The organism is Desulfosediminicola flagellatus (assembly GCF_005116655.2).
In the GTDB taxonomy this organism is placed as follows: domain Bacteria; phylum Desulfobacterota; class Desulfobulbia; order Desulfobulbales; family Desulfocapsaceae; genus Desulfopila; species Desulfopila flagellata.
This window is the reverse complement of sequence record NZ_CP050698.1, coordinates 2,071,369-2,094,420: the sequence shown is the minus strand read 5'-3', so window position 1 is coordinate 2,094,420 and position 23,052 is coordinate 2,071,369. Positions and strand designations below refer to the sequence as shown.

Genomic DNA, 23,052 nt, shown 5'->3' with positions numbered 1-23,052 from the left:
TGTTCGTCGGGATATATTATAAGGAGAAAGTATGGACCTTAGAAACACTCGCACCATAATACTCAACAGCGGTGATCCTGAAACAAAACGAGAGGAAATTCGGAACTATTTTCATGCTACCTACACTATTGATGAACAGCTTTACGATCTCCTGGCTCGCGACGAGGCATTTTACCTCAGGGCCGAGCCATTGCGACATCCGCTCATTTTTTATCTTGGTCATACAGCATCATTTTATATCAACAAACTCTCTATCGCCAAGTTGATAGATCACAGGGTAAATCCTCGTTTCGAATCGATGTTTGCTATCGGTGTTGATGAAATGAGCTGGGACGATCTCAATGAAGCAAATTATGACTGGCCCACAGTAGCTGAAGTCAAGGAATACAGGCAGCAGGTCCGTGAAGAGATTGATCTACTCATTCGCAGCATCCCCCTATCAATACCTATCACATGGGACAGTCCTTTCTGGGCAATTATGATGGGGATAGAACACCAGAGGATCCATCTTGAAACTTCCTCAGTTATTATCAGACGAATGAATATTAGTGAAATTCGCGAGCAACCACTCTGGGATATCTGCCCTCATTCTGGTAATCCGCCCGAAAACTGCCTGTTACCTGTTGAGGGTGGAAGAGTTGTTCTTGGTAAAGAACGCTCTGACGCTCTTTATGGCTGGGATAATGAATTTGGAACTCACACATCAGACGTCTGGGACTTTCACGCCTCAAAATATTTGGTCTCAAATAAGGAATATAAAGAATTTATAGATGACGGTGGGTATACCTCTCGAAAATACTGGACTGAAGAAGGATGGAAATGGGTTCAATACGCCAATCCATCACATCCCCTGTTCTGGGTCAGGCAAGAGAACGATTTTCAATTTCGGACACTGGCCAAAATAATTGAGATGCCATGGAACTGGCCGGCAGAGGTGAATTACCTCGAAGCAAAAGCCTTTTGCAATTGGAAAGCTGAGAAAACAGGTAAATCTATTCGGCTCCCAACTGAGGACGAATGGTATCGGCTTCATGATTTACATCAAATCCCCGACCAGCCTGATTGGACCAGAGCACCAGGCAATATTAACCTTGAACACTGGGCGTCATCCTGTCCGGTAGACGCGTTTAAATTTGGTGAATTTTACGACATTATCGGCAATGTATGGCAATGGACAGAGACCCCAATTGCAGGTTTTGAAGGGTTTGAGGTACACCCCTATTACGATGATTTTTCAACGCCTACCTTTGACACCCAGCACAACCTTATCAAAGGAGGTTCATGGATTTCAACGGGAAATGAAGCGATTCGCAACAGCAGATACGCATTTCGACGACATTTTTTCCAGCATGCCGGTTTTCGTTACGTCGAATCGGACCAACCTTTAGCCGAGCCTGAAGCTATGTATGAAACCGACCAGGCAGTATCTCAATTCTGTGAACTCCATTACGGAGATAGCTATTTTGGTGTTAAATCTTTCCCTGCAGAATGCGCAAGGATCTGTCTTGACCATATGAAGAATCTGCCTAAGACAAAAGCCCTTGAACTCGGCTGTTCGGTTGGCAGGGCAACCTTTGAATTAGCTAAGGAATTTGAGCAGGTACATGGGCTTGATTTCTCCGCTCGTTTCATACGTATAGCTTTTCAACTTCAGGAGAAAGGGTATACACGGTATGAACTCTGCGAAGAAGGAGATATTGTTTCTTACCACGAGCATAATCTAGCTGAATACAATCTCGAAAATCTTGCAGAAAAAATCGAATTCCACCAGGCGGATGCAGCAAACCTAAAAGCACGATTCACGGGGTATGACCTTGTGTTGGCCGCGAATCTCATTGATAGAATGGTTAATCCTGCAATGCTACTCACAACCATTCATGAACGAATCAATTCTGGTGGCCTTCTGGTGCTCGCGTCGCCATACACATGGCTTGAAACCTTTACCAAAAAAGATAAATGGATTGGAGGTTTTCGAAAAAATGGAGAGCCATTTACCACTCTTGAAGGACTTAAAGAATTACTTCAACCTCACTTTACGTTGCTTGGTAAACCTCAAGATATCGAATTTGTCATTAGAGAAACCAGTCGAAAGTTCCAACACAGTGTAAGCCAGGTATCAGCCTGGAAGAAAAACTCCTGACCAACGATTCTGCCATCAACTGAAAAAATCAGTTGATGGCAGGATACGATATTTCTTTGCACTTCCGCTACAACGAGATTATATCAGACATATCGAATTATCTCGTACCATACCGTATTAATAGCCTTTTAAACCATTACACGTTTCCTATCCACAACCGCACATTACGTAGATAAATTATGTCAGAATTACTGATCGAAGTGACCCGAGGGAATATTGTTGAATGCATGCATCGCGGCGATATCGTTGTTTCCGACAGCTCAGGCAATCTCATTGCCACAGCAGGCGATTCAGAAAAAGTAAGTTACCTTCGCTCTGCAGCAAAGCCATTACAGGCACTTAACATTTTCACATCAGGTGCGTATGACCATTATCACCTATCAGATCGTGAAGTTGCTGTTGTGTGTTCATCACACTACGCTGAAGAATTCCACCTAAAATCCGTCAATGCAATTCTAGAAAAAATCGGACTCAATAAAGAGCATATCCTTGGTGGCACAGTGACATCGCTGAACCCACGATACGCACTTGAGCTAGCCTGGAATAACATTGAACTATCCCCTCTCTTCAGCGACTGCTCTGGAAAGCATGCGGGCATGCTCGCTGTCTGCCAGCATCTCGTTTGTGATCTCCGAAATTATCTACAACCAAACCATCCCTGCCAACTGGGTATATTGAAGGCCTTATCTGAAATGTGTTCAGTCCCAGAAGGTGAGATTCAATTAGGTATTGATGGTTGCAGTGCACCGGTTCATGCGATGAAGCTCCACAATATAGCTATTGGCTTTGCACGACTCGCTAACTCTGCCAAGGCTCCTGCACTCTATCAGGCTGGCAGTGAAATCATTTTCAATGCTATGACACGCCATCCGGAAATGGTCGCTGGAACAGGAGGTTTCTGTACCGACCTGATCGCCAATACCAATAAACGGCTTGTCGGTAAAATTGGCGCGGAAGGAGTCTATTGCATCGGTGTTAAAAATAAAGATATAGGTATAGCTATCAAAGTGGAAAGTGGGAGCATGGCAGTGCTGCCTCCAATTGCTATGCGTGTACTTGAACAGCTTGACTTACTGGACAATAATGAACTCCATGACCTTAAAAAATATAGAATAATGGAGAACAAAAATGATCTGGGTGCTGTAGTAGGTATAATCGAACCTGTATTTGATCTGGAATTCCACCATGCATGAAGTATGCTGGATCAAAAAAATCAGGAGGGTGCCCGATTACTCAGTAGATCTTTAAATGTCGTAAAGATTGTTCCGCCCTTTTAGTACACTGCAAGGCACAAATGAAGTAGCATAGCTGAGCTATGTTACTGAATGAGAAACGAAGTCAGTGTGCTAAAAGGGCGGAACAGGATCGGACAGTTACAGGTTTATAGAGCACTAGCTACACTTCAGTCTCAACACCAGCTTCTTCAGCTGCACTGCCAATGTCATTTGTGCTCATCTCATACATTTCGCTATACATGGCGTAGAACCTGTTATATGCACCTCTTCCTGTTCAACGACAATTATAACTCCGGGTTGACGACAATTATAATTCCGGACTCATCTCGCTTTTAACACTTTGTTTTAACGGTAAAATATCACTTTTCTTCTTGCTAAAACAAATTTCCATAAGTAACATTTCAATACTCATCCGGAGGATAGGGCAACGCTGAGGAGCGACCTGAGCGCCGAGATGAATGCCGTAAGGATGGAGACCGAGCGTTACTGCTCGGTCTTTGTTTTTTTCTCCATCCATATGGCCTCAATGCGTTAAACCTCGGGGGTTTGGGGGCAGAGCCCCCGGTACTGAGGAGCATTAACCTGCCTCCAAGTTCTGTTTTGCCTTTTTTAGCCTGTAACTATCGAGGTTGAGCTCCAGGATGACACTGTGATGAACCAGGCGATCTATAGCAGCAGCAGTGGTCATCGGATCTTTAAAAATCTTTTCCCATTGTGAAAAAGGTAGATTGCTGGTGAGCATGATGCTGCTTCGTTCATAGCAGTATGCCAGTAGAGTGAACAGCACCTCCATCTCTTCCCGGCTTTGCTGGACGTAACCGATATCATCGATAAGTAACGCGTCATATTTCACCATTTTTTTGAGCATTCGGGGTAGCACAAGTTCTCTTTTGGCCACCAATAAATCTTGAACAAGCAAGCTGCAGGACGTGAAGAGAATTCGCTTGTCGTTGTTAATCAGCTCTTGCGCAATCGCGCAAAGCAAATGGGTTTTGCCACTACCGGGATTTCCAAAGGCCAATATGTTTTCAGATCGTTCAAGGAAAGAACCTTCCAACAGGCTATTCACCAAGCCACGAAGTTTAGCAGGAAGGCGAGTCTGGTCAAACGAGGCCAGGCTTTTTTCCAGAGGCAGCCTGGATTCCCGTAAATATCTCGCAATGCGTTTGTGCCGACGTTCTTCGCATTCTCGAACAACCAACTCCTGGAGATACGCTTCATAGCTCAGTGATTCCTGCCTGGCTAACTCAGCCTCGCCCCGATAACAGGCTCGAACAGTTGATAGATAGAGCTGCTTTAACGACCTCTCCAGAGTAACCACATTATCTGCTTGATTCATCCGTGGACCTCCTCTAAGAGTTGATCATAACCAGCAAGGGTAACAGTCTGCACCGATACGTCAGTGACAGGTTCAGCCGGCTGTTTCAAGGAAAGAAATTTGTGTACCTCAGTAGCATTTATTGGTTCTTCTTCTGCAATCAAGTAACGCAGAGCATCATCGACAGCTGTCTCGTTTTTCTGAGCAGCAAGTTGTAAAATTGACAAGTATTCTTTGGCAGCATTGGTAACACAGTGCTGTTGAGCAAGAGTATCATAGGCCATCCGGAATCTGCTGGTTGGAAACAGATCATTCAGATACCTGTAGTTTTCAAACGCCCGAGGTTTGCGAACCAGCCAGTCAATGATATGACGGTATTGAATATAATGCTTGTTGCTGCCTCTTATCCTCGGAATATTTTCAATATGACTTTGTCCATACCAGATCTCCAGATGCCCTGAATACAGGCGAACGTTGACCTTTTCTTTTATCAGACGACTGTTAACTGAATAGACTTTGTGTTTTATTCTGATAGTGCTGCTCGGTCCGACTCTCACTTCAAAACGCGTACATGTATCAAGCTTACTCGAAGGTAAGGGTTTCAAGGCTGCCTGTTCTTCGAGAAATCGTGATTGACGATTGCGATTAAGTTGTGCAAACAGCTTCTGCAAAAACAGTTCATACTCTTGTCGCGTAGTAAAATCCCGACTACCTCGCAGCATTAGTGCTTGATCAACTGCTTTCTTAAAACGATAATGGCGCTGTTCAATGTCTCCGTTTTCATGAGGGCTGGAAGGATTTGTTTTACGCCCCTGCATATTGTAGTGGTCCAATAACCCTTGATATGCACGAGTAAACTCTTCAAGATTTTCCGGTTTATTTACCGCAGCTGACAACCTATCCGTTTGGTGTTGCTCGGGAGCACCGCCAAGTTGCCAAAGACATTGTTGCAGTCCTTCGCTTAAACTCTCAAAACTTTCTGAAAAACATATTGTCCCCGTTTCCCAGTTTGAATAGGTCAGAACAAAATGAAATACCAGGTGATCAAATGGCTGGCCTGCAATAGTAATTTGCAATTTATCCATATGGGTGAAATCTGATTGGCCTAATCTGCCAGGGTGATGCTTTTGCGGAAAATAAATTTCATTACCAGGGCCTGCTGTAGCACGCCAGTTTTTTACTCGACGTTGAAAAGTCCGAAGCTGACCATCGCTGAAACGGCCAGGGTGAAGTCGTTGCAGGTGACAGAAAAGTGTTTTGGCCTCAAGGGCGTCATTGCTTTCTAAAAATGGTGTAACCGAGGACCATACATCATCAAAAGGGTCGTCTCGAGTTCGCCAATCTCGTATTCGTTCAGCGTTAATTTCACTTGGTAACTTTTCAAGATCACGATACTTGCGGCCAGTTTTTTCATCCATGCCAGCCTTCAGTGATGCGACCTCTAATGTTTTTCCCTGACTTAAATATTTCTTCAATTTTCTCACCTGAAAGTCTGTGACCATTCATATCCCTCCTTTGAGAGATATGAATAATCGGATCACAATTTTCCGGGAAAAATAATTGTCGTTAGGGGGGAATTATAATTGTCGCTGATCATCTTCCACCATTTGGCTCGTTAAGCGGTTGTAATGCGGACACCTCATCTACTGCCGTTTGCATTGCATCCATCTGACTCGAGAACCACTCCTGCAAATCACTAAGAGCTTCGCTAAACATAGCGGCCATATTAACCGACTCTGCAGAACTCTCAGTTGCTGTCTCTGCTGATTCGGAATTTGCTTCTTCAACCTGATCCAGCACCATTTCATCCAATTCGGGTTCTGTAAATTCAGCGGCTTGTGCTGTTTCCTCAACATCCCCAACTCCAGCCAATGAATTATCACCTTCAGGCAATACATTTTCAGGGTCACTCACGACTGTCGGCGTAAGCTGCTGAAGAGAAGCGAACATACTGGAAAATGCATCCTGAATTCCTGTAAAAATTGATTGCGGTCCAACCTGTTCGCCTTCCGATCCCCCAAACATATCCTGAACCGCTGCTGCAAATGTTGAAAAAAGATCTTCCATTTCACCAGCCAAATTAAACCCTTCACCAATACCGTTAAGCTGATCTTCAATACCGGCAGTAAGAGTATCACTTTCTGTTTCCAGTACATTTCCAATTTTTGCGGAATTCATACTTTCAATTTCAGCATGAAAATTCATTCGTAATCGTATACCTGCAACACCTTTGAAATGGTCTTCCTGCAGCAATCCGACTGCTCCGTTTCCTTTAGACTCGGTGTGATTGGCCTGTTGAGTTCTATCTCCAGAGGTTAATTCTATTTTAGCAGCCATATGCTGCTTGACCGATACATTAGCACCGGCCCTATCTGTTCGTGTAAATGACTTAGATTGTTGTGCGACAAATGCGTGCTGTTGTCCGGTTCCCTGCAATTTCATGATAGTGTCTCCAAATGCTGAAATTAACATGTTCAGTACCTACCTATCGACTGGAGAGCCTATATTAATTAATCTTTTTTCAAATACACCACACGCACCGTCTCCAACCATTTGTTTCTCCATAAAATGTGAATACAACACATAACCTCATCAGTAATTTTTTTGCCTTCACTCATGCGGACTACAATTAATCAAAGATAATCTTTCAGGTTCTTTTCTGGACCTTTATGGCATTTTGAGTAAGTATTACTCTCACTAATCCGCCCTATTCCACAGAAAGTGTTGACCTTTTTTCCATAGTATGGGAATTGAAATGGTATTATTTTTCATTAAAAACCAACTAAAGCTATACATAAACCCTCGTCCTTCATCTACGCCATGTCTAATACCCCAACTGTATCACTGTTCATTCAATGCCTGGTCGATTCTATGTACCCCGACACCGGCGATGCTATGGTTAGCGTCTTCGATCGTTTAGGAGTACCAGTTACTTACCCTGAAGACCAAACGTGCTGCGGCCAACCCGCATACAATTCCGGATATAGAAAAGAGGCAGCAAAAGCTGCGCTCCGTTTTATTGAAATATTTGAAAATTCTGAAGTAATCGTATGTCCATCAGGATCCTGCGTACATATGGTTCGTCATCATTATCCGCAACTTTTTAAAAATGATCCTGAATTGCTCAAACGAGCCACTGATGTTGCGGCCAAAACATACGAGTTCACCGAATATATAGTAGACGTTCTCGGGCTATCATCGGTTAAGGCAACTTTTCCGTATAAAGTTACCTATCATGACTCGTGTCATTTGAGCCGTGGACTGGGAATTGATAAACAACCTCGTCAACTGCTCTACAATACAGAGGCTCTACACTTTATTGAAATGCAGGATAGCGATACCTGCTGTGGATTTGGAGGCACATTCGCTATTAATTACCCTGAAATATCTACAGCCATGGTAGATGAGAAGATCGAGAACATACTGGCCACCGGTGCCGATGTCGTTACAGGATGCGACATAAGCTGCCTTATGAATATACAGGGCAGACTTTCCAGACGTGGAGAGCAGGTTAAAGTCATGCACATTGCAGAAATTCTGGCTCAAACTCAGGGAGCATAGCAATGAATCCACAAAAACAATCATATATCGATGGCGCACACGAGGGCATCACGAACCAGACTCTTCAGAAAAGTCTGAAAAAAATCCAGAATGGTTTTGGCCACGGTGCTATGCATTACTGGAAATCCATGCCTGACCCGGAATTACGCAAGCGTGTAAAAGCGCGCAGGATGCAAACCCTTGCACATGCCGATATAGTCCTTGCAGAGTTAGCCGGGAACATTCGAAATCGTGGCGGCAATGTGTATTTTGCAGCCACTGCAGAAGATGCCATCAAGTACACACTTGAGGTAGCTGAGAAAAATAATGTTAAGCGTGTTGTCAAAGGCAAATCTATGACATCCGCTGAGGTAGGTATAGACCCGGCTCTTGAAAAGGCTGGTATAGAGGTTATTGAGACTGACCTGGGTGAATATATTATTCAGCTTGCTGAAGATACACCGTCCCATATCATTGCTCCATGCATTCATCTCAACAGAGAGCAGATAGGGAAGCTTTTTACTGAAAAACTCGGTATCGAATATACCGATGATCCACCAACGCTTACCCAGACTGCACGAAAAGCGTTAAGGGAAAAATTGCTGTCTGCAGATATGGGGCTAACCGGCTGTAATATTGCCTGTGCTGAAACAGGACACGTATCCCTTGTTTCAAATGAAGGCAATATCCGTATGTCCACAACGATGCCAAAAGTTCATGTGGCATATATGGGTCTTGAACGTGTCGCAGCAACTCTTGAGGATCAGCAGGGAATGCTGCAACTCTTAACCCGTGGCGCTGCATTACAAAAGCTCTCCACCTATGTCAGCTTTACCGGTGGTCCCAGTGAACAGGAAGACCCGGATGGTCCTGAAGAATTTCACCTTGTCATTATCGACAATGGTCGATCTAAAATTCTCGGAGATCCTGATTTTCGTGAGGTGCTTGCCTGCATCCGGTGCGGTGCCTGCCTTAATATCTGCCCTGTTTACGGCAAGATTGGTGGCCATGCCTACAACTCACCATATTGCGGACCAATTGGCGCTGTTGTTACCCCACTCATGCAAGGCATCAATCAATATGCTGATCTCTGTAAAGGCGAAACATTATGTGGTGCATGCAAGGATGTCTGTCCCGTTGAAAATGATCTACCACGGATGCTAAGCGAATTGCGGTATAGACTCGCCTATGGTGATTCCAAATGGCAGGTTAAGCCGCATAACAGTACTGAAGGATTCGTTTTTAGAATGTGGGCCAAAGTAAATAACAGTCGTAAGCTTTATGGTTCTCTTCTCGGCATGGCACGATGGGTAATGAAAGGCCGAATTGGCGAGAATGGCATGATCAGCAAAATGTTTGGGCCGGGGAAAAAATGGACTAAGGACAGAGACCTTCCACCCATAGCCAAAAAAACATTTGCAGAGAGATGGAAAACCGAGCACAAACAGAACAGACCGGAGAAAACACAATGAGCATGATTCAAAATTCAGAAAATGAAATATCTTTTCTCAGTACTATCAGAAAAGCTGTTGCTCCGGACCGTGATACAGCTCGACATAAGGCGGATTTCCCTGATCTGTTTGCCACCAAAGATGCCAGACATATCCAGCAGCGCATTCAAAGCCGTGAAGATATAGACTTACAGGGCTTAGCGGCCTCCTTTAAAGATAACGCTGCAGCCCTTAACCTCAGTGTCTACATTGTTGATTCGTCAGATGAAGCTGCTGACGTTATAGAAGATATTGTCAGGGTAAGTCAGCCTGAGTTTGGAACCAGCCGTCAGATTATTCAGCACGCCCATCCTGACATTGCTGAATTACGCCTATGGGAAAGATTCTCGGATACACCTATAGCACTTCACACAACCTACAAAGAAGATCCGCAAATTCGCGACAAAACTGTCTCGTCGTATATAGGAATAACAGTCGCAGACTGGGGTATCTCGGAATCATCAACTCTTGTTCAGATTACCGGCGCTGACAGACCACGTTCCACGTCTCTTGTCCCTTCAATACATATTGGACTGTTACGTAAATCAAAACTTCTTTCTTCTCTTGCAGAAGCGTATGCTATGCTAAAACGAGAAGCAATTCCAAATTCATTTACATTTATCACGGGACCATCAAAAACAGCTGATATTGAAGCACATATGGTTCATGGTGCTCACGGTCCCAAAGAGATGCACGTAATAATAATGGATTAGGATATCATACGGAACATGCAGATACTTTTTTTGTTTTGATTATATATAGATACGCTTTCGTGGAATAGGTTCACATCTGAAAACTACTGACAAAGAGTCATAAACACGTACAGTGTGAACCTGTAAACTTACTGTTATCTTCTTCTATTGCAGTGAAAATGAGTTCGTCTAACAAAAAAATATTTGCAGCAAAACTTTCCATTACAACTGCACTCAGTCTCTCTGTCCTGAAGTTTATTGTAGGGTTCATGACCGGGTCTATGGCGGTATTATCATCCGCCATAGACTCGATGCTTGATATTCTTATGTCCGGCGTTAATTTCCTCGCTATTCGCCATGCTGAACAACCAGCTGATGATGGTCACGCTTATGGCCATGGGAAATTCGAAACAATGGCTGCACTGATCCAGTCTTTGGTAATAGGTGGTTCCGGTGTATGGATTCTCATTGAATCGATACGACGAATTTTAACAGGCTCAGCACCGGGGGAAATTGGCAACGGTGTTATTGTTCTTGCGATATCAGTTGTAGTTTCATGGCTGATCAGTAGATACCTGGTAAAAGTTGCAAACGAAACTGATTCATCAGCTTTGCGTGCAGATTCCCTGCATTTTGCCATGGATGTCTACACGAACCTGGCACTTACTGCAGGATTAGTTCTGATGTATTTTTTTCATATTCCCTGGCTCGATGCCCTGCTTTCTCTGCTTGTTGGTTGCTTTATTCTTAACGAAGCAATCAAGCTGGCCCGTCATGCGATGAATGATGTTCTTGATGCTCAATTGCCGGAACCTCTACGTCAACAAATCGAGAGAGTTATTGAAGAGCATGGGGGCCACATGTATGACTGCCATAATCTCCGGACACGTAAATCAGGATCAACCAAAATTATCGATTTTCATCTTACCGTCTGCAAAAACCTTACAGTTGATGAATCTCATCAGATTACAGAGGTCCTTGAGCATGAGATTGAAGAAGCAATAAGTAACTCAGATATTACAATTCATGTTGAACCGTGTCGAAAACCTGAATGTCCTGATAACCCTCATATTTGTTCTTCTGGAGCCATCCGCTCAGTTATTGATGAAACCGAGTAATTGGTAACATCATTTTCATCAACGTAAATCCTATACATTCATGAAGTAGTTCAACAGGCAATACCTGCTTCTGCCTGCTGGAATAATCATTTTGAAACCTGTTTATTTCCGCATATCAATACCCTCCTACATTCAACAAATTACCGTAATCTGTACGACATCTTACTACCTATTTCTTAATTTAATAAATCATTTAATTGCTTAACCTTCACACCATGTAGTATACTGCCGCGTAATAGTGTGCATCTGGAATCAGTGCATTCATGCTGACTTCAGAGTTAAGGCATCTGCCTGTTAGTGTTATGCAGGTAGTGAATTATCACTTCATGGGATATTCCCAGAATCCGATGCGAGTGAATTCTTTATTTCGACAAGGAGTAGATTATGCGAAACAAAACAGTTATGACAGCGCTTTTCGGTTCTCTCGCTGCCACCTGTCTGCTGCTACCTAACGCAGCACTGGCCGGTAGTGAGAAACCCAAGGTACTCAAGCCCTGCATGCAATGTCACAAAGGTGACGCTGCAGATACTATTCGCGGCAAATTGAGTAGTGTTTCAATGAAAGCAGAAACACTCAATGTTAGTACCGGAGGTGGAACCTGGCTTATAGGCTTTGACGAAGACACCACTTTGAAAGGTGCTGAATTGATGAATAAAATTGGCAAAGACAAAGAAGTCAAAGTCAAATTCATTGAGGAAGATGGTGCTTTATACGCAAAATCAATCAGTGTAAAAAAACCGGCTAAACTGGCACCTGAAAAACTGATTAAGATTGACACACTCGCTCCACTCGTTGAAAAAGGCCCTGAGGCCGGCAACTTCACAATCGTTGATGCTCGACCGGGTAAGCTTTTTGTTACCGGACACATTCCCGGTGCAATCTCAATCTATGATGCTCAATTCGAAAAGAATTTAGATAAACTGCCAAAAGATAAAGATAATCTTCTCGTATTTTATTGCGGAGGGCCTACCTGACGACTCAGCCCATCATCTGCCCGGCGGGCAGAAAAACTTGGTTACACCAACGTAAAAGTATTTCTTGATGGAATGCCAGCATGGAAGAAAAACAAGAAGCCTCTTGTTGCGTCAGCAAAATATCTGGAACAGATGTCAAAGTTCAAAAATTCAGTGGTCATCGCAGATATACGGCCAGAAGCTGAAGTGAAAGCCGCACATATTGCTGGATCAACTGTTTTATCAACAGAAACTCTTTCCACTATGCAGGACAAATTTCCTGCTAAAAAAGATGCACCTATTGTCATTGTCGCTAATGATTACAACGAAGCCTTAAAGAGTTTTGATATCATTCGCGCATGGGGTTATAAAAATAGCTCTATCCTGAAAGGTGGTTTTGCTGCTTGGCAAAAGGCTGGTCTTCCTACCACTAGCGGAGATGCAGCTTCAGAAATTGTCTATGTAGCTAAACCGATCCCGGGTGCCATTGGCGTTGCTGACTTTGAAGCAATTCTTGCGAAGAAATCTGATGATGTTGTCATCATTGATGTTCGAACAGAGGATGAAGTGGCAAGCGGCACAATTCCAGGTGCTATTAATATCCCGACGGAAGAAGTTGCAGAACGCCTTGATGAAATCCCTAAGGGTAAGCAGGTTGTAACCTACTGCTCCACAGGAATCCGCGCAGAAATGGCGTATATTGCTCTTAAGGATAATGGATATACTGCTAAATTCCTCAATGCCAAAACTGATTTTCCTGAAGCGGATAAATATACACTCGGTGAAAACTGATACTCGTATATACATGTATCAATTCCAATACAGGCGCTAACGACAAAGTCACTTTTTTAAAGAGTAGCTTAAAGCGTGTATTGGTAACGTAACAAAAAAAGGCCGTTTCCGAGATTGATCGGAAACGGCCTTTTCATTACATCTTAAAAAACATCTATTGAGTACTACTTGGACATAGCAGCCTTAGCAGAACGAACAGTGTTTTTCATCAGCATAGCGATTGTCATTGGACCAACACCACCTGGAACCGGAGTGATCTTTCCTGCTACCTCAGCGGCCTTGTCATAATCAACATCACCCTTGAGGATAGCCTTACCAGTTGCCTCATTCATTCCTACACGGTTAACACCAACATCAATAACTGTAGAACCGGGCTTAATCCATTCAGGCTTCACGAGATCAGGTACACCAGCAGCAACTATAAGAATGTCTGCACGCTTACAATGCGCTGCAAGATCTTTCGTACGTGTATGCACGATAGTTACGGTAGAGTTAGCACCAACACCTTTCTGCGCCATCATCATTGCAATAGGTTTACCAACGATGTTTGATCGGCCAACAACAACAACCTCTGCACCGGAAGTTTCAGTTCCTGAACGAATGATCATTTCCTGAATACCGGCAGGTGTACATGGCGGGAAGAGCACTTCATCACCACCAATCATCAAACGACCAACATTTACAGGATGGAAACCATCAACATCTTTGTCAGGGTTAATTGCATTGAGGACTTTTTTGTCATCAATATGCTTAGGAAGTGGAAGCTGAACAAGGATGCCATGAATATCATCATCGTTATTATATTTCTCAATCAGCGCGAGCAGATCAGCTTCTGAGATATCTTCAGGTTGATCATCCTGGATTTCATGAAAACCAAGACTTAAAGCAGTTTTAACTTTAAGGGTAACATAACTGATAGAGGCTGGACTGGCACCAACAAGAATGGTAACAAGCCCGGGAGGCTTTCCGTATTTCTCTTTGATCTCTACAACTTCGTCCTTCAGTTCTGCAAGGATAGCTTTACGAATCTCAGTACCGCTTATGATTTCTGCTGTCATTGATAATTCTCCTTTTGAACTGCAACTGTCTTAACAACATGCGTAAACTACACGTCTACGCTAGAGCATAAACAAAAACGACCCGCCCTGTTATCAGGACGGGTCGTTTAATAGACGATCTTTAGAATACGCCTTGAACCTTACCGGTCTCAACATCAACATCAACCCTTCTAAATGCAGGGTTGGAACCTGTACCAGGCATCAAGCTGATTGCACCGGCAACAGGAACAATGAATCCTGCACCACCGTAGGTAAGTACCTCACGGATTTGCAGACGCCATCCTGTAGGTACACCTTTGAGTGCTGGGTTGTCAGAAAGAGAAAGGTGAGTTTTCACCATACAGAGACCAAGCTTTGAGAGCTCAGGATCTTTCTGGATTCTATCAATAGCAACATCTGCTGCGGCAGAGTAATCAACACCGTCTGCGCCATACACTTCTTTAGCAACCTTCTCAATACGCTGCTTAACAGGCTCATCAAGCTCATAGAGAAGTTTGAATTCTGATTTTTCTTCACACGCTTCCATAACAACATCAGCAAACTCAAGAGCTCCGTCACCACCCTGCTCCCAATGACGGGAAAGAGCAACTTTAGCACCTGCAGCTTCACTCAGTTCACGAACCTTAGCTATTTCTGCATCGGTATCAGTGTAGAACGCGTTAATACATACAACAGGGCTGATACCTGCTTTACGTACGGTCTTAATATGATGAATCAGGTTATCACAACCTTTTGCTACCCACTCAACATTCTCAGTTGAGTATTCTTCTGGCATCGCTTTACCAGGAACCGGTACTGGTGCACCACCGTGACATTTAAGTGCGCGGATAGTTGCAACAATAACTGCACAATCAGGTACAAGGCCACTGAAACGGCATTTGAGGTTCCAGAACTTCTCAAAACCAATATCAGCACCAAAGCCGGACTCGGTAACATGATAGTCAGCAAGTTTAAGACCAACTTTATCAGCAATGATAGAGCTCTGGCCGATTGCGATATTAGCAAAAGGTCCTGCATGAACGATAACCGGCTGACCTTCAAGGGTCTGCATCAGGCTAGGATTCATTGCGCCGACCATCCATGCAGTCATTGCACCGGCAACTTCGAGGTCACCTGTGGTTACAGGCTTGCCTTTCTTGGTGTATGCAACAACGATCTTCTCCATACGCTCGCGCATATCTTTCAGATCGTTAGAAACAGAGAGAATAGCCATTACTTCTGAAGAAACAGCAATACCGAACTTGGATTTCATCATGAAACCATCAGATTTGCCGTTAACACCATCAATACCGATAATGATATTTCTGAGTGCCTGACAGCAATAATCCATGACCCAACCCATCTCAACTTTGGTAGGATCGATATCAAGACGTTTCATTCCTGAAAGTCGCTCAAGCTGCTCGTCAGTATAATTTCTTTCATGCTGCAGACGTGAGGTCAAAGCAACCATCGCCAGGTTATGGGCGTTCATGATTGCATTGATATCACCGGTAAAACCAAGTGAGAAAGGAGTCAAAGGAATACACTGAGCAAGACCACCACCAGCAGCAGATCCTTTGATGTTCATGGTAGGACCGCCAGAAGGCTGACGAATCGCTGCACAAACATTTTTACCACGCTTACCAAGACCCTGTACAAGGCCCATAGAGGAAGTTGATTTACCTTCACCTAAAGGTGTTGGTGTAATTGCTGTAACGTCAATGTACTTGCCATTAGGCTTGTCTTTCAGACGAGCAAGAACTCGTGGAAAGTCAATTTTACCGATGTAGTGACCCTGGGGAAGAAGCTCTTCTTTGGTGAGCCCAAGTTTTTCACCGATCTGGTAGATCGTCTGCATGTCTTTTTCAGCGTCTTCGGCGATTTCCCAGTCCTGATGTTTTGTCGGATCTAATGTCATAACGATTCCTTTGATTCAGGTGAAGGTGGTAGGTGATTCGATCTCAGAATGATATCGATACCAGGTTAATTAAAATTAACAGCCTTTCTATACCTCAATATTGTCGCTAACCTACTCTAAATTATTCCTCTCTTGCAACATCTTTTGACACAAAACCAGATGAACGCATTATTTTTTATACATCTCCATCTTTCATACTCTAACGGTTGAATGTTTCTCAATTAATTATACTACACCATTCCATTTCCTATCGATCAGATGCACAAGAACGCACAGCGGGGACCCCTGTTGGCACAAATCGCACAACAACTCCTTTTTCGTGTTATACCGACACACTCTGCACAATACGTCCACACACTACAATTTTGTGTGTTACTCAAAATGGATCCAGAAAACACACTTTAAGGAAATAACTGGGGCAACAGTAAAAACTCCATTGACGCCATCTCCATTGATACGTTAATAATTCAATAATCGCGGTGTGCGTAGTTTTTAGTTCAAATCAGTTTTCATCAAGAAATGAGGCGAATATGTGCGAAATACGAGTCGTAATTGAGCAGAATGGTGTTGAAGAAGTTCTCATGGAAAACGTTACCAAACTCGACGTTCTTGAAAGCTCAGTTTCAATAACATCTCTTTTCGAAGGCTCCAGGGAGATCCCTGACTCAGTTATCCGAAATATTGATTTTCTGTCCGGCAAGGTTTTTTTGCAAAAATCTCCATAACACCTTGCACAACCAGATACCAACAATCTATTTAAACGCTCATTAGTCCATAACGTATAACGGAGAAAAAATGGAAAATAAAGAAAAGCTACGTGTACTTTTACAACACTGGATTGATCACAACAAAGGACACGCTGAAGAATTCGAAAAATGGCGGGTAATAGCTGAGCAGGACGGTGAAGGCGACATCGCAAAACATATAGCCGATGCCATAACCGCAATGTCTAACTCCAACACAGCACTTACAGAAGCTCTCACCAAAGCTGGCGGCGCCTCTGAAGAACATCACCACCATCATCACCATCATCATCATCACCACGATCATTGACACCACGATCGTCGAGCAATCCTTTACTCTGCAACACACTACAATGCCGGATACATTGGTTAAATTATGGATCCGGCATTTGACCTGATACAGGAACGATTCGAAACTCTTTACAAAACGCTTCAGCCCCGTCAGTCTACAACCGGCCGTGGGTATAACCCGGCTCTCTCGATAATCTCGGGCACTTTCTCTTCCCATTCAATCGCCATAACATGAAAACCGGCAACGCCTTTTACCTCTTTAAGACGCTGAATCTGTTCCACCGCGATATTAATACCTTCCTGAGCCTGATTTTTCTTTTCGACTCCGGCTATACGCTCTATTAACTCATCAGGCACATCCATTCCAGGCACAGCACGCTTCATGTATTTAGCCATACCCACTGAACGCATCGGGGTTATTCCGGCCATAATATAGACGCTTTCATCAAGCCCCCTATCACGCACGCCTTCCATCCAAGCCTCGAATTTTTCCATATTGTATATACATTGGGTCTGGATAAATTCAGCACCAGCGGCTACCTTCTTTGCCAGCCGCGGCACCCGGATTTTGAATGGATCACCAAAAGGATTTGCTGCAGCACCTACAAAAAATTTAGGCGGAACTTTAATTTCATCACCACTGAGGAACTTACCTTCCTCACGCATATGGCGAACAGTCTGGAGTAACTGCATCGAATCAAGATCAAATACATTCTGCGCCTGACGATGGTCACCAAAACTTTGATGATCTCCAGACAGACAAAGCACATTATTAATACCGAAAGACGCCGCACCGAGCAGATCACTTTGCAGAGCAATCCTGTTACGATCACGGGTCACCATTTGCAAAACTGGTTCAAGACCTTGATTTTTAAGATGAACGCACGCTGCCAAGCTGCAAATTCTTGACACCGAGGTCTGATTATCAGTGACATTTATGGCGTCCACATGATCTTTAATCAGGTTACCCTTCTCGATGATATGTGCAGGGTCACTGGATCTCGGAGGCCCGCACTCACTGGTTACCGCGATGTGCCCACTTTTGAAGACTTTCTCAAGTTTACTGTCTGTATGCAATTCCACGATTAGAAGCCCTCCAGAATAAAAGATCTTGGCCCGCCGGACCGATCTTTTGACCAATCTTTAATGGAGCTGAGTTTCTCATAATCTTCCAGTTTCCCGACAGCCTCAAGTCGATCGATAATCAATTGCCATGCACAATCAACATCTTTGGATATTTCGCATTTTCCGTTAGTCGAACCACCACAAGGACCGTTCAAAACCCTCTTGGCACATCGGCTAACAGGACACACACCCGCTGTGACACCCAGCACACAATCTCCGCAAGCCTGGCATTTTTCTGTGTAATGCCCAGCCTCCATAACATCTCCAAGAAAGGTTGTATTAAGCGCTGGATAAATCGGAGTTGTCGGGTATTTAGTCGCCATAAACTGCACACCAATTCCACAGGCCAAACTCAAAACCGCCTCTGAACCCTCGATCAGCTTCTGCGTCTTTTCAAAGAATTCGTGTTCACACTGACGTTCAATTCCACTGTCAACAAATTCTATTTCCAGTTCTTCCTGAGTAGCCTTCATGCGCAATAGCGAGGCCAGGACTTCCGCCTCTTTATTCCCACCCTGATGACAGACAGCAACACAGGTATTACATCCGAATACAGTTATATTTTTATGCTGCCGGACCATCTCCCAGATTTCTTCCAACGACTTCTGTTCACCTACTATCATAATTGAATAACTCCTTGGTCAATACTGCGTTCCATGTAATGCAACAGTAGTATTTATGCAGGTTGATCCTCTGTATTCTGGTCCTGATTCTCAGTTCCGGCTTTCTGTTTTTTCTTTTTCAAAGCAAGCCATATTGGCGATGGCCCAAGTTGTTGAATTTTTTCAGTGAACTCAGTACAGATTTCCGCCCACCTGGGCCCCATTGCAGCAGAAAGGTTGAAGAAGTGCAAGCGCTCTGAGTCGATACCTACAGATTCGAGCAGTCCATGTAAACGGTGTACACGTTTTTTGGCGTTGAGATTTCCTTCCAGGAAATGACATTGACCTTCCAGTCAACCAGCGACGAAAACGCCGTCCACTCCCCTTTCAAATGCCCTCAAAACATATGAATGATCTAATTTACCGGTACAAGGCAACCGTACAACCTTAACATTGTACGGATATGACAGTCGCATAACTCCTGCAAGATCAGCAGCGGCAAATGCGCAATAATGGCAGGCAAATGCAATTATATTAGCCTGCCAATCAGCAGGAATCTCTTTGGGTTTCACTTCCGGACTCACCCGTTCTTCTTTAACTTCATCACCAGGTGCCATACATTCTCCTTTCTTGTGGATCAGTCAATTTCGGTAGCAGAATCAATCATTGCCTTAATCTGGTCATCTCTGAAAAAATTGACCTGAAAGGCTTTGGCCGGGCAAACACCTGCACAAATTCCGCACCCGGTGCATTTGACTTCATTATGGCTAATCATTCCGTCTTCATCTATAAATGGGGAATCAAACGGGCAGGCCCTGAAACAGGCCAGACACGACATACACATATCTCTGTTATGCTTTGATATAATACCTGAAACAGAGAGTTTTTCATGGGAAAGAAGTGCACCTGCTTTTCCTGCACCTGCAAGTGCCTGGGCAATGGTTTCTTCGAGATTTTTCGGAGCATGTGCTAATCCTGCGAGGAAAAAGCCCTCACTCGGAAATTCAACAGGACGCAATTTCACATGCGCCTCAAGGAAAAAACGGTCAAGGTTGCAGGTAAGTTTATATTTTTTAGATACATCTTCAACATCTATCTGAGGACGTAATCCTGTCGAGAGCACAACATAATCTGCATCAATGGCCATTTCACGACCAAGAACCTTGCTCTCAAACGTCACACGACAGGAAGCACCACCAGGCTCAACCACAGGCTTTTCTTCAGGAACAAAGAGGAAAAACAATACGCCTAGGTCACGAGCTTTCTTGTAATAATCTTCTTTCAACCCGTAGGCGCGCATGTCACGATATAACACCACAACCTGCGCATCAGGAGCCTTCTCTTTGATGGCAATTGAATTTTTCAAAGCGTCCTGGCAGCATATACGGGAACAGTAATTATCAGGTTCTTCACGAGATCCGACACACTGTATCATTACATATGTTTCTTCATTTTTCGGATCACGCTCTGCATGCAGATCTTCAAGCTGACGCTGGGTGATGATCCTGTCAGATGAACCATAACCGTATTGATCAGGTTCATATTCGACTCCACCCGTCGTAAGCAGAACCGCTCCGTGTTCTATAGACGCACCACTCGCAAGTTTAGTTTCAAAATTACCGACAAAACCATCTGTAGTGTCAACAGTAGTTCCCAAATGCAGAGTTATATTCTCTTCATCTTTAACTTCTGCAATAAGGTTGTTCAGATATTGCTGAACATCGTCACCTTCAAGAGTTTTTCGCACTTTTCGTGCTAGGCCACCCAGTTCTGCATCCCGTTCGACAAGATGAACTCCATATCCTTGTTGGGTTAGCGACACTGCTGCGACCATTCCGGCAACACCACCACCGACAACAAGAGCGTTGTGGGTAACCCCTACCGAATTCTGTTGGACCGGGTCAAGAAGCCGCGCTTTTGCCACGTTCATCTTTACAATATCAAGCGCCTTCTCTGTTGCGTGTTCTTTATCGTCCCGATGACACCACGAACACTGCTCCCGGATATCTGCGAGTTCAAAAAGGAACTTATTCAATCCAACTTCACGGATGGTATCCATAAAAAGTGGAGAATGTGTACGAGGAGTACACGAACCGATTACCACCCTGTTCAGATGTTTTTCCTTGATAAGATCTTTAATTTTAGCCTGCCCATCAGGGGCACAGGCATATATTATTGTTTCACTGTGGGCAACACCTTCTTCTTTTGCGCATTCTTCAGCGACCTTTTGAACATCGACGACTCCGGCAATATTAACGCCACAGTGACAGACAAAAACGCCTACCCGGGGGTCGTCATTTGAGGTGTCAATTTCATCAGGCAGCACAACTTCTTCAACCTCTGTCCCTCTGCTTTCTCCAAGCAGAGACATCGCTTTTGCTGCAGCACCACTTCCTTGTACGACAGTTTCCGGTATATCTTTGGGGCCCTGGTAAATACCGGCCACATAGATACCTTTTCTGCTCGTCTCAACAGGAGCCAATTTAGATGTTGCTGCAAAACCGTATTTATCAGTCTCTATCCCAAATAACTCCGCAAATTCAGCTGCCTCATCTCGCGGTTCAAAGCCAATAGAGAGCACAACCATGTCAAATACCTGCGTAACAAGATTGCCGGATTCATCTACATGATGGATAGTCAGGTCGCCGGTTTCTGGATTTTCAATAACCTCCGAGACCATCGCCCGTTTATAATGTACTCCTGCGTCATTTTTTGCCTTATCGATAAATTTATCAAAATCTTTACCAAAGGCACGCAATTCCATATAAAAAACTGTCTGCTCAACTTCCGGATCATGTTCTTTTGCAATAACACACTGCTTGGCAGCATACATACAGCATACAGATGAGCACCACGGATTTGCATTATGCTCATTTCGTGAACCAACACATTGTATCCATGCTATTTGCTTAGGGGATGTATTATCGCTCGGTCGTGCTACATGACCACCACATGGGCCGGATGCCGACAGCAGTCTTTCAAACTGCAATGCTGTGACAACATTTTTATGACGTCCGAAACCGAACTCCTGACGTATTGCAGGGTCGTACGTTTTCAGGCCGGGAGTAAGGATTACAGAACCTACATGAACTTCATATTCCTTGTCTGTATCTTCAAAGTTAATTGCGTTTGCATCACAAACTTTTTCGCACTTTCTGCAAACACCTTTGTTCAGGTAAAGACAGTGTGCATTATCGATGGCACGTGTATTTGGAACTGCCTGCGGGAACAGGGCATAGATAGCACGCCGATCATTCAACCCCTGATTAAAATAGTCAGGAACACGGCTCGGGCATTTTTCCTCACAGGCACCACAACCGGTGCAGCGCTCAGCATCAACATATCGAGCTTTTTCTGTGATGGTGACAGTAAAATCACCTTCTTCACCTTCGATTTTTGAAACTTTTGCGAGGGTATGGAGCTTAATATTGGGATGGCGGCTGCTCTCGACCATGCGAGGAGAGATCATGCACATTGCACAGTCTCCTGTAGGAAAGGTCTTATCCAGCCGGGACATTGTACCGCCAATTGAAGGTTCATCATTAATCATGTGAACCAACAGGCCGCTATTGGCCAGGTCGAGGGATGCCTGCATCCCACCAATACCTGAACCAACTACAAGTACTGAACCGACTTTATCATTCCGTTCCTGTCCGGGGGTAATCCTTGTCAAGGCAAGCCCTCCTTCAGTGCAGTCCCGGCAGTTTCTGAATGCTGGTCATTCTGTTCTACCAGCATCGTTGCGGGTATTTATCAGAATACTACGGTTAGGTGACACAGCTCGGTTTTCACCAGCCGCGTGCAGTATAATACATAATGTTTGTTATGATAAATGATTTTTATAACTAACACTATATTGGTGTACTTTTGTAATTTTAACCAAAATTCAATGTACATCTAATAAGTACCACATTAGTCGATTAATACCGTACTTATCTGATCAAATGTCCGTAATAAATTGATAGGAACTCATAAGGGGCATTTCAGGAGTTTCAGCATAATTCTACTGCCACGGTACGGATTTTCTACAATGTATTCTTCCCCAAATGCGTTTAAG

20 protein-coding genes are annotated in these 23,052 nt (G+C 44.0%); 10 read left to right on the top strand and 10 right to left on the bottom strand.

Annotated features, from left to right (window positions below):
* Positions 1-31 precede the first annotated feature (31 nt).
* Positions 32-2,140 (top strand): 5-histidylcysteine sulfoxide synthase, encoded by a 2,109-nt coding sequence (gene ovoA, locus FCL46_RS08685; RefSeq protein ID WP_136806095.1) that lies wholly within the window; start codon positions 32-34, stop codon positions 2,138-2,140.
* Positions 2,141-2,319: 179 nt separating this feature from the next.
* On the top strand, positions 2,320-3,333 hold the full coding sequence (locus tag FCL46_RS08680) for an asparaginase (protein ID WP_136806094.1): 1,014 nt from the start codon (positions 2,320-2,322) through the stop codon (positions 3,331-3,333).
* Between the two features lie 349 nt (positions 3,334-3,682).
* Here the strand turns inward: FCL46_RS08680 and FCL46_RS08675 are convergent, their stop codons facing one another.
* The 4 genes from FCL46_RS08675 to FCL46_RS08660 form a co-directional block, all read right to left on the bottom strand.
* A complete protein-coding gene (locus tag FCL46_RS08675; RefSeq protein ID WP_136810867.1) occupies positions 3,683-3,892 on the bottom strand; it encodes a hypothetical protein in 210 nt (69 codons plus the stop codon).
* Positions 3,893-3,952: 60 nt separating this feature from the next.
* Positions 3,953-4,714: an IS21-like element helper ATPase IstB gene (gene istB / locus FCL46_RS08670; protein WP_136810868.1), complete on the bottom strand. Its 762-nt coding sequence runs from the start codon at positions 4,712-4,714 to the stop codon at positions 3,953-3,955.
* Positions 4,711-6,195, bottom strand: coding sequence for an IS21 family transposase (gene istA, locus FCL46_RS08665; RefSeq protein ID WP_136810869.1), 1,485 nt, complete (start codon positions 6,193-6,195; stop codon positions 4,711-4,713). The genes istB and istA overlap by 4 nt, the downstream gene beginning before the upstream one ends.
* A gap of 91 nt (positions 6,196-6,286) precedes the next feature.
* Positions 6,287-7,135, bottom strand: a complete 849-nt coding sequence (locus FCL46_RS08660; RefSeq protein WP_136807408.1) for a hypothetical protein — start codon at positions 7,133-7,135, stop codon at positions 6,287-6,289.
* A 429-nt stretch (positions 7,136-7,564) separates the two neighbouring features.
* Here FCL46_RS08660 and FCL46_RS08655 point away from each other — a divergent pair, with 429 nt between their 5' ends.
* The 6 genes from FCL46_RS08655 to FCL46_RS08630 all read left to right on the top strand — a co-directional run bounded on the left by FCL46_RS08655 (position 7,565) and on the right by FCL46_RS08630 (position 13,279).
* The gene (locus FCL46_RS08655) at positions 7,565-8,254 is read left to right on the top strand and encodes a (Fe-S)-binding protein (RefSeq protein WP_267313725.1); all 690 of its coding nucleotides are present in this window, start codon (positions 7,565-7,567) and stop codon (positions 8,252-8,254) included.
* Between the two features lie 2 nt (positions 8,255-8,256).
* Entirely contained in the window at positions 8,257-9,705 is a 1,449-nt protein-coding gene (locus FCL46_RS08650; RefSeq protein WP_136807405.1) for a LutB/LldF family L-lactate oxidation iron-sulfur protein, read from the top strand.
* Complete coding sequence (locus FCL46_RS08645; RefSeq protein WP_167505868.1) at positions 9,702-10,436, top strand: LutC/YkgG family protein; 735 nt, start codon at positions 9,702-9,704, stop codon at positions 10,434-10,436. The genes FCL46_RS08650 and FCL46_RS08645 overlap by 4 nt, the downstream gene beginning before the upstream one ends.
* A 158-nt stretch (positions 10,437-10,594) precedes the next feature.
* Positions 10,595-11,533, top strand: coding sequence for a cation diffusion facilitator family transporter (locus FCL46_RS08640; RefSeq protein ID WP_136807401.1), 939 nt, complete (start codon positions 10,595-10,597; stop codon positions 11,531-11,533).
* 384 nt (positions 11,534-11,917) lie between these two features.
* Positions 11,918-12,508 (top strand): rhodanese-like domain-containing protein, encoded by a 591-nt coding sequence (locus tag FCL46_RS08635; protein WP_136807399.1) that lies wholly within the window; start codon positions 11,918-11,920, stop codon positions 12,506-12,508.
* 132 nt (positions 12,509-12,640) lie between these two features.
* Positions 12,641-13,279: a rhodanese-like domain-containing protein gene (locus FCL46_RS08630; protein WP_167505867.1), complete on the top strand. Its 639-nt coding sequence runs from the start codon at positions 12,641-12,643 to the stop codon at positions 13,277-13,279.
* Between the two features lie 164 nt (positions 13,280-13,443).
* Here the strand turns inward: FCL46_RS08630 and folD are convergent, their stop codons facing one another.
* Both folD and FCL46_RS08620 read right to left on the bottom strand, forming a co-directional pair.
* Positions 13,444-14,337 (bottom strand): bifunctional methylenetetrahydrofolate dehydrogenase/methenyltetrahydrofolate cyclohydrolase FolD, encoded by an 894-nt coding sequence (folD, locus tag FCL46_RS08625; protein ID WP_136807395.1) that lies wholly within the window; start codon positions 14,335-14,337, stop codon positions 13,444-13,446.
* A gap of 121 nt (positions 14,338-14,458) precedes the next feature.
* Positions 14,459-16,234, bottom strand: coding sequence for a formate--tetrahydrofolate ligase (locus FCL46_RS08620; protein WP_136807394.1), 1,776 nt, complete (start codon positions 16,232-16,234; stop codon positions 14,459-14,461).
* 530 nt (positions 16,235-16,764) lie between these two features.
* Between FCL46_RS08620 and FCL46_RS08615 the strand changes: the two genes are divergently transcribed.
* Positions 16,765-16,959: a CooT family nickel-binding protein gene (locus tag FCL46_RS08615; protein ID WP_136807392.1), complete on the top strand. Its 195-nt coding sequence runs from the start codon at positions 16,765-16,767 to the stop codon at positions 16,957-16,959.
* 70 nt (positions 16,960-17,029) lie between these two features.
* Complete coding sequence (locus FCL46_RS08610) at positions 17,030-17,287, top strand: DUF8180 domain-containing protein (RefSeq protein WP_136807390.1); 258 nt, start codon at positions 17,030-17,032, stop codon at positions 17,285-17,287.
* 131 nt (positions 17,288-17,418) lie between these two features.
* Here the strand turns inward: FCL46_RS08610 and FCL46_RS08605 are convergent, their stop codons facing one another.
* From FCL46_RS08605 to FCL46_RS08585, 4 genes are all read right to left on the bottom strand, one after another.
* A complete protein-coding gene (locus FCL46_RS08605) occupies positions 17,419-18,351 on the bottom strand; it encodes a methylenetetrahydrofolate reductase (protein WP_136807388.1) in 933 nt (310 codons plus the stop codon).
* 2 nt (positions 18,352-18,353) lie between these two features.
* Positions 18,354-19,016: a methylenetetrahydrofolate reductase C-terminal domain-containing protein gene (locus FCL46_RS08600; RefSeq protein ID WP_136807385.1), complete on the bottom strand. Its 663-nt coding sequence runs from the start codon at positions 19,014-19,016 to the stop codon at positions 18,354-18,356.
* A gap of 53 nt (positions 19,017-19,069) precedes the next feature.
* Positions 19,070-19,552 carry a hydrogenase iron-sulfur subunit gene (locus FCL46_RS28185; protein WP_267313777.1) on the bottom strand — a complete coding sequence of 161 codons (483 nt, stop codon included), beginning with the start codon at positions 19,550-19,552 and terminating at the stop codon, positions 19,070-19,072.
* An 80-nt stretch (positions 19,553-19,632) separates the two neighbouring features.
* Entirely contained in the window at positions 19,633-22,668 is a 3,036-nt protein-coding gene (locus FCL46_RS08585; RefSeq protein WP_228723360.1) for an FAD-dependent oxidoreductase, read from the bottom strand.
* Positions 22,669-23,052: the final 384 nt, after the last annotated feature.